This is a genomic window from Sulfurimonas hongkongensis (assembly GCF_000445475.1).
Lineage (GTDB): Bacteria > Campylobacterota > Campylobacteria > Campylobacterales > Sulfurimonadaceae > Sulfurimonas > Sulfurimonas hongkongensis.
The window spans coordinates 1-15,102 of the sequence record NZ_AUPZ01000010.1 but is presented as its reverse complement, the minus strand read 5'-3'; the positions used below and the strand labels follow the sequence as shown (position 1 = coordinate 15,102).

Sequence of the window (15,102 nt, the reverse complement as noted above, 5' to 3'; positions counted from 1 at the left end):
GGTGTCACTCTTTTATAAAAAACTAACAAGTTACAAAAAAATGATATAATTCTGACATGGAGATAAAAGATAAAATGGATATCATAAACAAAAAAGCTGATATTGCAAACAAGAAGCTTATAGCATTTTTAGCAATAGCTGGAGGTACATGGGTTTATGGGATGAGTGAAGCAGTTGATAATCCAATTGTTACAATTTTATCGTCAATAGCTTTCTTTATAGCTGTTTTAGGTATATCTACCAATTTAATAAAACTTGGAGATCTACAAAAAAAATTAAAGGACTTATATAATGAATGATTTACAATTTCTTTTCCCACTTGCACTTTTAATTGCACCTATAGTTGCTTATATAGCATATAAAAAACATTGGAAGATAGCTGATATTTTTTAGGAAAGGGGTGTCAGGCACCATTATGCCATTATGGGAATAAAACTTAGTTTTACCTTAGCTTGCTTGATGCTCTCAAATCCTTATTTTCCTTACTATTACTCTTTTTTTGGTTAACCTAATGCAAGTTATCTTGAAATAAATTTCTTCTTTCTATTATTTTTCCTATTTTGGTATAATCTCTACATGATATTACAGGAGAGAAAAGATAAAGCCGATATAATTGCTAAAGAGGCTGATATAGTATATAAGAAGTTATTTACATTAATGGCTGTAAGTGGTGCTATTGGTGGCTTTGGTTTATCTATATTCGATAGAGCCTTTATTGTTAGCTTATTATTATTTGTGCCTTTCCTTTTTTTATCATTTGGAATTGTGTTGGCATATTTGAAATTGAATAAATTAGAATTACTGATTAAGGATTTAAGAAATGAGTAGCATTGGCATTTTAATATATACTGTTGGATTCATACTAGCAGGATTATTAGCATTTATAGCATATAAGAACCACTGGAAGATAGCAGACTACTTCTAACAGAAAAAGAAAAATAGGGGTGTCAGGAACTTTTTTTTATGTAGGTGTCTGTTTGCTTACAGCTCTTTTTGTAATAAGTCTAAGACCTATCTCTATGATAAAGGCGAGTACAAATCCTATCGTAATAAAATATCCTACATTGGGGATATGCCTGCTTGTGTAACCAAGAGCCAAAACTATAGCCATAGCAATCGTCAGTATAGCAAAAACAACAAACATTTTTGAAGCTTTAGTCTCCTTTATTTTAAGTAAATGTCCGATATGGACTAAGGCATGTATAAACAAAAGAGAAATAGACCCAATAGCTGCTATCTCATTCAAATTGAAAAACAATACAAATACAACAAGTATAAGTGTACTAATGATCAACCCCTCACTGCTGTGCCATACATTTCTTTCATATACTTTCGGCAGTTCACCGTTTTTTGCCATTTGATAAGTCACATTGGTTACGGCATAGAGGTTTGCATTAATAGATGATGCTGTTGAGATAAGTGCAGCAACAGCCATAATAGTAAATCCTGTCTGCCCCAAGGCAGGTTTCGCAGCTTCGGCCAAAGCATAGTCTTGAGCTGTAATGATCTTGGGTAAAGTCAAATTGCCAAACACAGCCAAAGCAACAGCTACATAAAGAATCATGACAAGACCAATAGCAATGAACATTGCTTTTAGTATTGTCTCACCCGGATTGTCCATATCTTCAGCTGTATTTGTAATGACACGGAAACCTTCATAAGCAAAAAAAGTAAGTGCTATGGATGAAAAGACATTCATAACAGGCGGTGAATTTTTTAATGATAGAAGTTCAGGATCGATATAAAAAAAGACAACTATCGTAAATATAACAATAATTGAAAGTTTTATAATAACAATTGCATTTTCACTTCTTACTATTAGTGAACTTCCTGCAAGATTGATGAGCATAAATGCCAGAAGTATTCCTATGCTAAAGACGTTTGACCACATTGTAGCATCAGAATCAATAATCATCATTGAAGCATAAGTACCAAATGTTTTTGCAACCATAGCTATGGCAACCATAGCTGAGAGGTAGAACAAAATAGAGACAGAACCAGAAAAGATTCCCTCTCCGTAACACTGAACCAGATATTCAACTACCCCTCCGCGGCTGGGATAGGCAGTTGCCAGTTTTGCTAAAGAGTAGCCACTCAGCAGTGCAATAATCCCGCCAAATACAAATGAGATATATACAAGGTTCCCAGCTATTGCTCCCGCCTCGCCCAAAAGGACAAAAATACCTGCTCCGACCATAGAACCAATGCCCAATAAAACAGCACTCCAAAGTCCAAAAGCATTAGTATTACTTCCCATTTTAATTCCTTTGATTTAATAAGAAAAAAGTGTAGGCACTCTTTTACAAAAATTCATAGCATTCAAATCACCTGACTAAGCTCTTCAACGCTCTCTTTTATCACCTTAACACTCTCATTGCTTCTTTTTGAAAGTTCATCGATTTTTGTAATATTTTCTATAATCTCTTCAGTAGTTTTAGCGTTTTGGGTATAGCTATCTACCGTTGCCTCTGCTAAAGTGACTCCATTGCCAATGGCGTTGCTAATGCCCTGCATGCGTTTTGATGCATCAGTAGAGAGTTCTGCTAATGATTCTACTGTTTGGCTACTCATGTTCATCTGCTGGCTTGTATCACTTATGGATTGGCTTACTACATTAATAGTCGCATTTATCTCAGTAAGTGATTTTTGTGTTCTCTCGGCTAATTTTCTAACTTCATCAGCCACTACGGCGAATCCGCGTCCATGCTCACCTGCACGAGCTGCTTCAATAGCAGCGTTAAGGGCTAAAAGGTTCGTCTGATCTGCGATGTCCGCAATTACTAAAATAACCTCTTTAACTTGGCTTGCATCTTCTGAAACTCTACTTAGATTATTAGCCAATATATTTTGTGTACTTGAAGCTTCTTGAAGCTGTTCCACTATGCTTGAGATCTCATTTTTAATGCTATTTAAATTTTTGCTAACTTCAATTATATTTTCTTTTGAACTTGAAGCATCGACTAAATCATTACTCAAAACCATCTTCAATTTTTCGCCTATGGATACTACCTTGGCAAGAAGCTCTCTCTCGTTGATCATACTTTCATTTGTGTTTTCATAATCACTATTTATCTTCTTTACAAGATGTTCTATCGTATGTGATTTTTCATTTGTGTCTTGAGCTTGTAGAAATATTGTCTGAAATCTGTTCATATTTGCTGCAGCTTTACTTAGTTCTGAGTTATAGCTGTTTTTTAAAACAATCCTCTCTCCATGTTCAAGATTTTCAAGCTGATCTATAAGAGACTTTGTCATATCAACACCGTTGTATTTCTCATCCAAATCATGCACAAGTATAACAAGTGCTATGACATACTGAATGATCTGTCCGATTATGTTGTCTGTAAACAATGTTCCATTTATTATAAGTAAGATTATTCCTATGTAGTGTACTAAACGCATACGAAAGAAGAGAGAGTTTAACATTATCAATCCTTATGTAACCATATACGCAGATTATACAAGAAGAAACTTAATTTGTTTTTTATATTGTTCATATTTGAATGCTCTGAGCAATTATCAAAAGAGATCCTGAATCAAAACAAGAGAATCGCTTTTTACTATGCAAAAATGTTTCTTTAGAGTTCAGGATGACGGAGAATGTTCAGGATGACGGAGAATGTTCAAGATGATGTTTCTCATCGTCATTCCGTGCTTGACACGGAATCTCATTGAAATGTCAAAAGAGGATCACTTTAGTAGCTGAATTATCACTCCGTAGCGTTGCTCAACCTCTTGGCGATCTTGTGCTTCAAACAAACCTTTATGCGCTCCTTTCGTAATCATCTCCGCATGACGCAAAAGAGCAGCCCTATCTTCTGCGCGATTTGCAGACTCTACAACTACAGCAATCGTCTCTAGCAAGCGAATAGTTACTGCAGCACTTGAGTGAGCATATTGTCTGATTTGGTCAAATGCTGCGTCCGTAATTGCTGAAAAAGTTACAACAGGTGTAATCAACCAAAGTTCACCCTCATCATCATAACGATAGGGTGATGGCATCTTACGCTCGCTCAAACGAGATAGTGCAGAGCCTAGTCTATCTACACATGTCATCGCCGTAAATGGGTCGTTTATCCCCGGAGAAAGAGCTCGTACCGCGATTTCTACCAATTGGTTTATTGTACACTCTATATCTTGGCGTGGGATTCGCTGATTGCCTAGAGTAAATGCGGCAATAAGTTGAACTATAAGTTGGTCATCCACTCGCTCAGCAGGCCAAACCATCACTAGTGGTCGTCCAGCTACAGCGTAGTGTCCTGGTCGTCTCTTTAGCTCCAAGACAACATTTTCTTGCTTTGCCAACGTCAACAAAGCATCATAATCAATAAACTGTAGATATCCATCTTGGGTGGCATCAACAGGATAAGCATCCCGCTCAAACACTTTTAAAAAGCCATTATCATAGGATCCTCTTGGCATCTCAGTACTGTCTTGCTCGGCTTCTTTTTCTTCTAAAAACAAGCTTTCAATGCCCTCAAGTAACTCTTTACTTACCCGCATCACAATTTCGTTAGCCTGAACAGAAATAGAAACATGATGGATAAAATAAATCAGCACTCCTAAGCTTACTACCGCGAGTGTGACACCGAGTGAAACAGAAAAATGTGGGGTGAAAACGATAGTTTCTTCTGTGTGTCGTATATTACGCAAAACGATTAAAGAGTAGATGAAAGTGGCAATAAATGTACCAAGAACCACCTGCGTTGTAGTGTCTCGCATAAAGTTACGAAGCATACGAGGACCAAACTGAGATGAAGCAAGAGAGAGTGCGACTAGTGTCATTGAAAACACTACACCGGTGATAGTAATCATTGAGCCAGCGATAGTTCCAAGCACAGCACTAGAACCCTCCACACTACCGGTAAATCTCCAGTTAAAAGCACTACGCAACCACTCCGTCATTGATATATCAATAGAGAGAGCTACAAATGCCAATACCATAGACCCTATAGCCATAGTAATTGGGATAAACCAAAAACTAGAACGAATACTGTCCCAATATTTAAGAATTTGTATTTTCATTTTTTAAACCCTCAAGGTATTAATTGAACCCTCTGATTAGTCTATAAACTAGATTCCGTGTCAAGCACGGAATGACGGGACACGCGTCATCCCGAACATTCTCCGTCATCCTGAACATTCTCCGTCATCCTGAACTCTAAAGAAACATTTTTGCATAGCAAAAAGCGATTCTCTTGTTTTGATTCAGGATCCAACTCAATAATTATTCATAATACTCAACTGCTTTATAAAAACAAGCAATTATTGAACTTCATAATATCATAATAACCTTCTATTTTTAATTATAAAGTGTTAAAATAGAACATTAGAAGTATGAAGATTTGAAACTTTGTAGTATTGAAATTTAAATATCTCATAAAAAGAGCAGAGAAATGATGCAAGAGAGTGATTTAAAGATAGATTTAGCTCCTATAGTTCTGTTTGTCTATAGTAGAAAAGAGCATACAAAGGAGATGGTAGAGGCTCTGCAAAAAAATGAGTTTGCAAAAGAGAGTGAACTTTTCATCTATAGTGATGCTGCTAAAAATGAAGATGTTACTATAAAAGTAGATGCGGTGCGGGAGTATCTAAAGACTATAGATGGATTTAAAAAAGTATCTATAATTGAGAGGGAAAAAAACTGGGGATTGGCAGAAAATATTATAGATGGTGTAACTAAGATAGTAAATAAGTATGGAAAAATCATAGTTTTAGAAGATGATTTGGTTACAAGCCCATACTTTTTAAAGTTTATGAATGAGGCTTTGAAGTTTTATATGAATGAAAAAAAAGTTTGGCATGTAAGTGGATGGAACTATCCTATCCAAGCTGATGGGTTGGGAGATGTTTTTTTATGGAGAGTTATGAACTGTTGGGGCTGGGCTACATGGGTCAATAGATGGGAGTTTTTTGAAAAAGATATAAAAAAAACAATATCTAAATTTACACAAGATGAGATAACTAGATTTAACCTAGAGGGAATAAAAAACTTTTGGGATCAAGTAGTATCTAACCAAGATGGTAAACTAGATACATGGGCGATATTTTGGTATGCAACTATTTTTAAACAAAATGGGCTATGCTTAAATCCTTCTCAAACTTTTGTGAAAAATATAGGGCATGATGGTAGTGGTGTTAATTGTGATGAAGATTGTTCTTTTACAAGCGCTTTATCTATGAACAATCAAGTTGATTTTAGCACAAAAGTAGAAGAAAATCATACGGCTGTTGAGATGATAAAAGAGTTTTTTATATCTCAGAAAAAACCATTTGCAATAAGAGTTATAAATAAACTATCTAGAATCTTTACTGGAAAAAACATCATAAAATGAAAATCCTAATAGTAAACACATCAGACACACAAGGCGGGGCAGCAAGGGCCGCTTATAGACTCCATACCGCTTTGCTAGCTCAAGATGTAGACACTCAGATGCTTGTACTTAACAAAAGTAGTGATGACTATAGAGTTATAGCCCAGCAGAGAAAAATCACAAAATATTTCAACAGACTAAGACCTCTTATAGATAGTCTTGCTGTGCGATTTTATAAAGAAAGAAGTAAAGCACTCTTTAGCCCATCATGGTTTGGATTTAGCAATATTGTAGATAAGATAAATGAGATAAATCCAGATATTGTCCATCTGCACTGGATATGTGGCGGGATGATAAGAGTGCAAGATTTAGCTCGTATAAAAGCACCTATAGTTTGGTCTCTTCATGACAATTGGGCTTTTACTGGTGGATGTCATATCATGTGGGAGTGTCAAAAGTATAAAGATGAGTGTGGAGCATGTCCTAGACTTCGAAGCAATAAAGAAAATGATTTAAGCAAAAGAGTCTTTAAGAAAAAACAAAAAGCTTTTGGTTTAAAAAAAGATATGACAATAGTGGGTTTGAGTAGATGGCTAAATGACTGCTCAAAAAGCAGTACACTTTTAAAAGAGAAAAAACATGTAGACTTACCAAACCCTATAGACACAAAAACATTTAAGCCCTTTAACAAAGAAAAGGCAAGAGAACTTTGGAATCTACCACAAGATAAAAAGCTAGTACTTTTTGGAGCAAATAGTGCTACAAACGATATAAACAAAGGCTTTAAAGAACTAAAGGATGCTTTAAAAATGTTAAAAGACAGAGATATAGAGTTTGTAATATTTGGAAGTAGCAAACCTAAAAGTGCACCTGATTTTGGATTTAAGACTCATTATTTAGGGCATCTTCATGATGATGTGAGTTTAGTAACTCTATATAGTGCTGTTGATGTGATGGTAGTACCTAGTTTGCAAGAGGCTTTTGGACAAACTGCGAGTGAAGCTATGGCATGCAAAACTCCTGTTGTGGCGTTTGGGCATAGTGGACTTTTAGATATAGTTGATCATAAACAAAATGGCTATCTAGCCAAACCTTTTGAGAGTGAAGACTTGGCTTGCGGCATTGAGTGGGTGTTAAATACCTCAAACTACGATAAACTTTGTACAGATGCAAGAGAAAAAGTGCTAAGAGAGTTTGACAGTGTTGTTGTGGCTGGGAAGTATATTAAGCTTTACAAAGAGATTTTGAGATGAACATTTTAAAGAGACCTTTAGTAAGCATAATCACTGTTGTTTACAATGGCGAAGAGCACTTAGAAGAGACTATCTTGAGCATTATAAACCAGACTTATGAGCATGTAGAGTACATCATCATAGATGGTGGCTCAACTGATGGTACTTTGAAGATTATCAAGAAGTATGAAGATGCTATAGATTATTGGGTTAGCAAAAAAGATAGCGGGATTTATGATGCTATGAACAAGGGGATAGAGCGAGCTAGTGGAGAGTGGATAAACTTTATAAATGCTGGGGATAGGTTGATTTTTTTAGATTTACACTCTTTAAATAGCCTCGATACTACAAATAGCTGCTACTACTATAATGAGGAGCAACAAAAAATAAAAAGAGACCCTTTTACTAAAATCTACTTAACTCATAACACACCTTGTCATCAAAGCATATTTTATAAAAGAGATGAACTCATACCCTTTGATATAAGCTATCCTATAGTTGCAGACTTTGAGCAAATGACTAAAATGTGTACAAGAAACTTACAACCTGTATATTCAGAGCATCTAGTTTATTTTGCAAAAGCTGGGTTTTCATATGAGAGCAATCAGGATAGAAGTTGGGAAAAACTCTTTAGTAGAAATAAGATAATACTAAAAAATATGAATATAGTCTTTTTTATTATCTCACTACTACATAGTGTGAGAATTTTTTTAAAGAGATGAGTGCTTTGGAGAATTATCAAAAGAGATCCTGAATCAAAACAAGAGAATCGCTTTTTGCTATGCAAAAATGTTTCTTTAGAGTTCAGGATGACGGTGGAGGAGTTCAGGATGACGGTGGAGGAGTTCAGGATGACATCCCTCGCCGTCATTCCGTGCTTGACACGGAATCTAGTTTATAAAGCATTCAAATATATATAGAGCTAAAAAGGCAGGCAGTGGAAAAAATAGCAGTACTAATCCCATCATATAAACCAGATAGCTATATAAAAAGATGTTTTGACTCTTTTGAGAAACAGACACTCTCAAAAGATAAGTTTTGCGTATATATCGCACTAAATGGAGAGAGAGAGGGTTATGAAGAGTATGTACTAAAGTTGTTATCAAAGGTAAGTTTTGAGTACAGATACATATATATACAAACCCCTAGTGTTTCAAATGCTAGAAATAGGCTCCTAGAAGTCTCTACTGAGGAGTATATAGTGTTTGTGGATGATGATGACTTAGTAAGTGCAAACTATTTAGAAAATCTACTAAATGTTTCATCAAACAAGACTATGGGCATAAGCAATATTTATAACTTTGAAAAAAACTTAGATGTTTTAAAAGAAAACTACATAGGACGAAGTTTTGTAAAACTAAAAGATAGTGAGGACAACAAGTTTAAGATGAGAAAGTACTTTTCATCACCTTGTGCCAAGATGATACATAGAGATATGATAAAAGATACAAGATTTGATATAAATCTTATAAAAAATGAAGATGCTCTGTTTATGGCAACTATATCAAAAAATATAAAACGAATAAAAAAGACTTCAAAAGATACTTGCTATTATGTCTATGAAAGAGCAGATTCTGCTAGTAGAAAAAAAATCAAACTCTCTACAGAGATTAAAACAATCTTTTATACACTTAGAAGATATATAAAATTATTGTTAGATAAAGAGTATGAAAAGGTGTTTATTTTGACAAGAATTGTAGCTACACTTATGAAGATAGTAAAATGAACTCAAAATTGTCTTTGGTCTCGATAATAACCCCATCATATAACTCAGAGAAATTTATATCTCAAACTATAGACTCAGTTTTAGCGCAAACATATAAGAACTGGGAGATGATAATAGTAGATGATATGTCGCCTGATGGGGCAAACGGAATAATAGAAGAGTATATCAAAAGAGATAGCCGTATAAAACTTATCAAACTAAACAAAAATAGTGGCCCTGCAGTTGCAAGAAATAGAGCTATAGAAGAGGCAGAGGGCAGATATATGGCTTTTTTAGATGCAGATGACTTATGGAAGCCCCAAAAGTTAGAGTATCAGGTAAAGTTTATGCGTGAAAATGATGTGGCTTTTACATATAGTTCTTATGATTTGATAGATGAAGATGAAAATGACTTAGGAAGTTTTATCACAAAGAGGGAGATCTCATATAAAGAGATGTTAAAGACTTGTAGTGTGGGATGTTTGACTGCTATATATGATGTTAAGAAGCTTGGTAAAGTTTATATGCCTTTGATTTTAAAAAGACAAGATTATGCAACTTGGCTTAAGATTTTAAAAGAGGAAAAATCTGCCAAAGGGATACTAGAGCCTCTAGCCACATATAGAATACTAAAAGATTCAGTCTCATCAAATAAACTCAAAGCCGCACAATACCAATGGAAAATCTACAGAGAAATAGAAAAATTAAATATTTTTCAGAGCATCTACTATTTTACTCAGTATATCTATTTTGGTCTTAGAAAATATAAGTAAAAACCATCATCTTAAACTCCTCCACTGTCATCCTGAGCTCTAAAGAAACATTTTTGCATAGCAAAAAGCGATTCTCTTGTTTTGATTCAGGATCTCTTGAAAAACCAATGAGATTCCGTGTCAAGCACGGAATGACGGCGAGGGATGTCATCTTAAACTCCTCCACCGTCATCCTGAACTTGATTCAGGATCTCTTTTGATAATTACTATAGCTGTAAAGTTAAAACCTCGCTTCCGTGGTGGAGTTATGATAAAATATAAATTATTTTAAAATAACATCTAATAAATCTAAAACTAACATAAAATGAGAAAACCATGACACTAACGACAAACCAAAAAACAACTATACTCATACTTTTAGCATTTATCTTTAGCATAGCTGTGCGGCTTATCTGGGTAGGGCAGTTTAGCAATGAAGAGCAGTTTAAGTTCAACGACGAGTTTATGATAAACACCAACGATGGCTATTATTTTGCGGAAGGTGCAAGAGATATCTTAGCTGGTGTGAGTGAAAATTCCAATGACTTATCTCCACTAGAGAGTGCTTTGAGTGTTTTAACGGCTTTTATAGTCAAGATTTTACCATTTTCTTTTGAGACGGTTATCTTTTATATGCCAGCTTTTTTTGCCTCTCTTTTAGTTATCCCCATCATCTTAATAGCAAGAGAGTTTGATAGGCTTGAGGTTGGTTTTATCGCGGCACTTGTGGCAAGTATTGCCTGGAGTTACTACAACCGCACTATGGTTGGCTACTACGATACGGACTCTTTAACCATAGTTTTTCCTACTGTTTTACTTTGGTCGCTTATATGGGCTATAAAAACAAATGAAGATAAGTACTTTCTCATTGCAGCCCTTGACGCGATAGCTTATAGATGGTGGTATCCACAAAGTTATGCTCTTGAAGCAGCTTTTATAGCTCTTATAGCCATCTACGCTGTTTATCAGTATGTAAAAAAACAAAAACCCGAGACAAACCTACTGCTTATCTCTTTTATGCTTTTTGCTATGGTAAATCTTGATGGATATATACGCCTTGGGATAGTACTGGCTTTTTATATAGTGCTTAAGATCAAAAGAGAGTTAGTCTTTAAGTATCTCTACTATATCCTTGCTCTTGCAGTAGTTCTTTTCTTCTTAACAGGTGGTTTTGACCCTATTTTGGCTAAGTTAAAGGGTTATGTCTTTAGAGATGCACTAAAAAGTGATGCTAATGGTTTAGGTCTTCACTTTTTTACAGTTATGCAGACCATAAGAGAGGCTGGGGAGATTCCTTTTGAGATGTTTGCAAACCGCATAAGCGGTCATACTATCACTTTTATAGCAGCTACTATAGGTTATATCTGGTTTGCTTATAGACATCCTGTAATGCTTCTAGCTCTTCCTATGGTAGGTCTTGGTGTTTTAGCTTATGGAATACCCGGACTCTTTAGTGGTGGCGGGCTTAGGTTTACTATCTACGCGGTTCCTATTATGGCTTTGGGTTTGGGGTATATCATCTATGAGGTCTCAAACTGGCTCTCAACTAAGCTCATTAGACAAAAAGATAGACTCAGCTCAAAGTATATTTTTATGACTCTTTTTAGTCTTGGAGCGCTCTATCCAAATATTGCCCATGTGATAGAGTACAGAGTCCCTACAGTCTTTACTCAAGATGAAGTCAAGCTACTAGATAAACTTCACACAATAGCAGAGAGAGAAGACTATGTTGTGGCGTGGTGGGATTATGGTTATCCTTTGCGTTACTATAGTGATGTAAAGACTCTTATAGATGGTGCAAAACACAGTGGAGCTGTAAATTTTGCTGTGAGTTTTGTGCTAAACTCTCCTCAAGATAGAGCAGCAAAGATGGCACGACTCGATGTTGAATATACTGAAAAAAGATTTAGAGTAAATGAAGCCAACAAAGGCTTAGATAAAAATCATACTAACTATGTAAAGTTCTTAAGTAGCAATATAGAGCAGATGACAAAAGATTATGGCTACAAGGATACTAATGACTTTTTAAACTCTCTAGATGAAGATATAAAACTGCCTGCAAAAACAAGAGATGTTTATCTCTACCTACCAAATAGGATGCTGGGCATACTTCCAACTGTAGCACTTTTTTCAAACCTTGACCTTATGAGTGGGAAAAAAAGAGTTACACCATTTTTTTACATCTCAAACCGCGTACAAGACAAAAAAGAGAGTCTTGAACTTGGAAATGGTGTTAGCATTATCAAAAATATGGGACAAATCCAGATAGGCAATCAAAAATTGCTTATGAATAGCTTCATAGTCACTGAGTATGACAACGATGGAGTACTAAGAAAAAATATCCAAGTCATAGATAAAAATAGCCCCATAAGTGTTATATTTATGAAAAATTATAATCAGTTTTTAGTACTAGAGAAAAAAATATTCAACTCAACATATATACAACTTTTTGTACTTGAGAACTATGATAAAACTCTATATGAGCCAGTTATACTAGATCCAATGGCTAAGATTTTCAAGCTAAAAATTTAAGAAAATTAAATTTTCTAATACCAATTGAGTGCTCTGAACAATTAGTTAACTAGATCCTGAATCAAGTTCAGGATGACGGACCTTGGTTCAGGATGACGGGCCTTGGTTCAGGATGACGACCGCCCCGTCATTCCGTGCTTGACACGGAATCTTAAGCAAAGTACCAGTCATCATTTAAAATTGTTCTTTGAGCTGTAAGAACTACTTGGTCGTCGCTAAAGGTAGCACCTATAGGGTCGAAAATATCTAGGTAAAAGGTTTCATCTTCTTCTATAGTGTTGTCTCCTAGAATTTCCACAGGGATTTGTGCGTGATTTTCATCAGGATATAGGATAAGTGTTCCGCTTGTTGGAATGTAGTCTTGATAAGCTGTTGCTGTACCGTCTCTTGTTGTGTAGTTTACACTTAACCACTCATTTGGGTCATCTCGCATACCTATAAACTCTACTAAGAAGTAATTAACAGTTATCTCACCTGCACTACCTTCGGCTATCTCTTTTTCTACTTCCTGCGAAGTTTGCGGAGCATTAGTATAATTTTGGCGTAAACTTTGGTCTATCCACTGTTGATAGTAACTCACTTTCTGCCAAAAACCAACTTCTCCAAAACTGCTATTTGTTTCTAAATCTACATCAGGGTCTACATAATAATTACTCAAACTAGAGACATAGCTAGCGACACCTGCCACTTTTTGATCGATTATTGCGGGTCCACCACTATCTCCAGAAGCTATCATACCTTCACTACTGCCAGTTCCTAAGTCTATCTCATCTATTAAACGACCCAATGCATCATGCTCGTTAGTTCCATCATCAAAATCAGCAACTAAAATAGCATCTTCTAGCGGAGTCCAGTCCATAATGCTCCCTAGTGCATCCTTTAAAGTAGATGCATCTGCTTCAAATCTATTTGTTGTTTGTAGACGTAAAATATCGTAAGGTATTGTTGCATCTTCTCCTGTGGCACCAGTTCCTGTAGTACCATACCCAACGGCTGTAAACTCTTTTGATATTTCGTCATCATTTCTATATAGTTCATATCGATATGCATCATAAGGAGCAGGTTCTGCAAGCCAAACGATAGCTAAATCATTATTGCCATTGTCATCATAGTCTGGCATGAGCTCTACGGACTCGGATGCGATTGTTTGTCTGCCAGAGGGTGTTTGAAAAGCCACATCTGCCGATAAGTTACTAGGCGAAAAGAGATGAGCAGAGGTAAGTATCGCCATCCCTCCATAGAGTAGCGTTCCTGTGCCATAATAACCACCTGAAGAGACTCTCACAGCTCCATTTAGGCTACTGTCATCATCAACAGAGTAGATAGGGTCTTCGTATGAATCTAAGGATACAACCATGATAGCAATCTCTTTATTTTTATATAAGTGAGTCTAGCTGTATTATAGCAAAACAGAAGTACTCAGTATAATAGCACCTCGGAAGTGAGGCTTTAGCCTCGTCTTTTTGCGGGACACATAGTGGAGAATGCCATTGGTTAGCATTCCCAAAAGTCCCACTTCTGGAAGAAAACTATAGTTATTTCATAGTCTCTAAGTTCACTTATTCCATCACTCAAGTGGCTTATAGTCTCCAAAGTCCCCTTTTTTCATACACTCCTATCTAGCTTTATTAGTTTTGCTTATGTAGTTCAACTATGCCATATCTCTCTATGATTTCTTTTATCGTGTAGCGTTAATGAATATTTCACTTCATGTGGGATTGCACTACTTGGCGAACTATAGCTGTATATTCTATCACTACATAAGCTTCCCAGCTTTACTAGCTGCAATCATAAGAGCATAATTTCAATACTCTTATGCGCTAGCTTTTATATTTACACCTAAACTATGAAGTACTTTCATTACTGTTTCAAATCTGGGTTTTAAGGTGGCGGTAGATCTCCAAGTTTTATTAAATTGGTAGTTTTTCTAAAGTACTGCAAATAATCTCATTTGCTTTTAAGTCGGCAGCTGTTAGTGGTGATTTGTCATCTTTGTACTCTATAGTAAAATCTTGATTGTATATCTCCATAATAGCATCACCAGCTTTTAGGGCTATATTCTTTATATCTTCTAAGTCTATTTTACCTAACATTTATATATCCATTCTTTTTTAAATAAGTTATTATTAATTCTACATTTTCACCTATATTTGATTTATCATTTACAATATGTATCTCAGGGTTTATTGGTTTTTCATAGGGCGAGCTAATTCCTGTAAAGTTTGGTATCTCACCATCTCTTGCTTTTTTATACAGACCTTTTGGATCACGACTCTCACAAACTTCTAGTGGTGTATCTACAAAGACCTCTATAAACTCTTCTGCTCCTACTAACTCTCTTACTCTATCTCTATCATCTTTAAATGGCGATATAAAAGCACTAAGAACCATTACTCCTGCATCTACAAATAGTTTTGCTACTTCGCCGATGCGTCTTATGTTCTCTACTCTACTTTTATCATCAAACCCCAAATCAGAATTTATCCCATGACGAATATTATCGCCATCTAAGAGATATGTATGGTAGTTTAGTTTATGGAGTTTTGCTTCCACCGCATTTGCAAGGG

At 35.6% G+C, this 15,102-nt stretch carries 13 protein-coding genes and 1 pseudogene; 8 read left to right on the top strand and 6 right to left on the bottom strand.

The genetic code is table 11. The features are described from left to right. Positions 1-56: 56 nt before the first annotated feature. Both M947_RS19660 and M947_RS19655 read left to right on the top strand, forming a co-directional pair. Positions 57-299 carry a hypothetical protein gene (locus M947_RS19660; protein WP_021287839.1) on the top strand — a complete coding sequence of 81 codons (243 nt, stop codon included), beginning with the start codon at positions 57-59 and terminating at the stop codon, positions 297-299. A 277-nt stretch (positions 300-576) separates the two neighbouring features. After that, positions 577-828 carry a hypothetical protein gene (locus M947_RS19655; protein WP_021287837.1) on the top strand — a complete coding sequence of 84 codons (252 nt, stop codon included), beginning with the start codon at positions 577-579 and terminating at the stop codon, positions 826-828. Between the two features lie 133 nt (positions 829-961). Here M947_RS19655 and M947_RS19650 read toward each other — a convergent pair whose 3' ends face one another. From M947_RS19650 to M947_RS19640, 3 genes and pseudogenes are all read right to left on the bottom strand, one after another. Continuing rightward, complete coding sequence (locus tag M947_RS19650) at positions 962-2,257, bottom strand: APC family permease (RefSeq protein WP_021287836.1); 1,296 nt, start codon at positions 2,255-2,257, stop codon at positions 962-964. 62 nt (positions 2,258-2,319) lie between these two features. Continuing rightward, a pseudogene (locus tag M947_RS23860) lies at positions 2,320-2,817 on the bottom strand (methyl-accepting chemotaxis protein); the annotation flags it as partial. An 873-nt stretch (positions 2,818-3,690) separates the two neighbouring features. Beyond that, positions 3,691-5,025: a DUF2254 domain-containing protein gene (locus tag M947_RS19640; RefSeq protein WP_021287834.1), complete on the bottom strand. Its 1,335-nt coding sequence runs from the start codon at positions 5,023-5,025 to the stop codon at positions 3,691-3,693. A 371-nt stretch (positions 5,026-5,396) separates the two neighbouring features. On the opposite strand from M947_RS19640, the gene M947_RS19635 reads away from it, so the two are divergent. The 6 genes from M947_RS19635 (at position 5,397) to M947_RS19615 (ending at position 12,535) form a co-directional block, all read left to right on the top strand. Next, the gene (locus tag M947_RS19635) at positions 5,397-6,335 is read left to right on the top strand and encodes a glycosyltransferase family protein (RefSeq protein ID WP_021287833.1); all 939 of its coding nucleotides are present in this window, start codon (positions 5,397-5,399) and stop codon (positions 6,333-6,335) included. Next, positions 6,332-7,567, top strand: a complete 1,236-nt coding sequence (locus M947_RS19630) for a glycosyltransferase family 4 protein (RefSeq protein ID WP_021287832.1) — start codon at positions 6,332-6,334, stop codon at positions 7,565-7,567. Before M947_RS19635 ends, M947_RS19630 begins: the two co-directional genes overlap by 4 nt. Next, positions 7,564-8,268, top strand: coding sequence for a glycosyltransferase family 2 protein (locus M947_RS0112015; protein ID WP_021287831.1), 705 nt, complete (start codon positions 7,564-7,566; stop codon positions 8,266-8,268). The genes M947_RS19630 and M947_RS0112015 overlap by 4 nt, the downstream gene beginning before the upstream one ends. A 215-nt stretch (positions 8,269-8,483) precedes the next feature. Continuing rightward, positions 8,484-9,272 (top strand): glycosyltransferase family A protein, encoded by a 789-nt coding sequence (locus tag M947_RS19625; protein ID WP_021287829.1) that lies wholly within the window; start codon positions 8,484-8,486, stop codon positions 9,270-9,272. After that, the gene (locus M947_RS19620) at positions 9,269-10,024 is read left to right on the top strand and encodes a glycosyltransferase family 2 protein (protein WP_021287828.1); all 756 of its coding nucleotides are present in this window, start codon (positions 9,269-9,271) and stop codon (positions 10,022-10,024) included. Before M947_RS19625 ends, M947_RS19620 begins: the two co-directional genes overlap by 4 nt. Positions 10,025-10,339: 315 nt before the next feature. Further along, on the top strand, positions 10,340-12,535 hold the full coding sequence (locus M947_RS19615) for an STT3 domain-containing protein (protein WP_021287826.1): 2,196 nt from the start codon (positions 10,340-10,342) through the stop codon (positions 12,533-12,535). Between the two features lie 151 nt (positions 12,536-12,686). Here the strand turns inward: M947_RS19615 and M947_RS19610 are convergent, their stop codons facing one another. The 3 genes from M947_RS19610 to cysC all read right to left on the bottom strand — a co-directional run. Continuing rightward, entirely contained in the window at positions 12,687-13,892 is a 1,206-nt protein-coding gene (locus M947_RS19610) for a Calx-beta domain-containing protein (protein WP_021287825.1), read from the bottom strand. A gap of 553 nt (positions 13,893-14,445) precedes the next feature. Beyond that, positions 14,446-14,628, bottom strand: coding sequence for an FIG domain-containing protein (locus tag M947_RS19605; protein ID WP_021287824.1), 183 nt, complete (start codon positions 14,626-14,628; stop codon positions 14,446-14,448). Continuing rightward, positions 14,618-15,102, bottom strand: a 485-nt coding sequence (gene cysC, locus M947_RS19600) for an adenylyl-sulfate kinase (protein ID WP_021287823.1), incomplete at its 5' end; no start/stop codon positions are given. The genes cysC and M947_RS19605, both read right to left, overlap by 11 nt.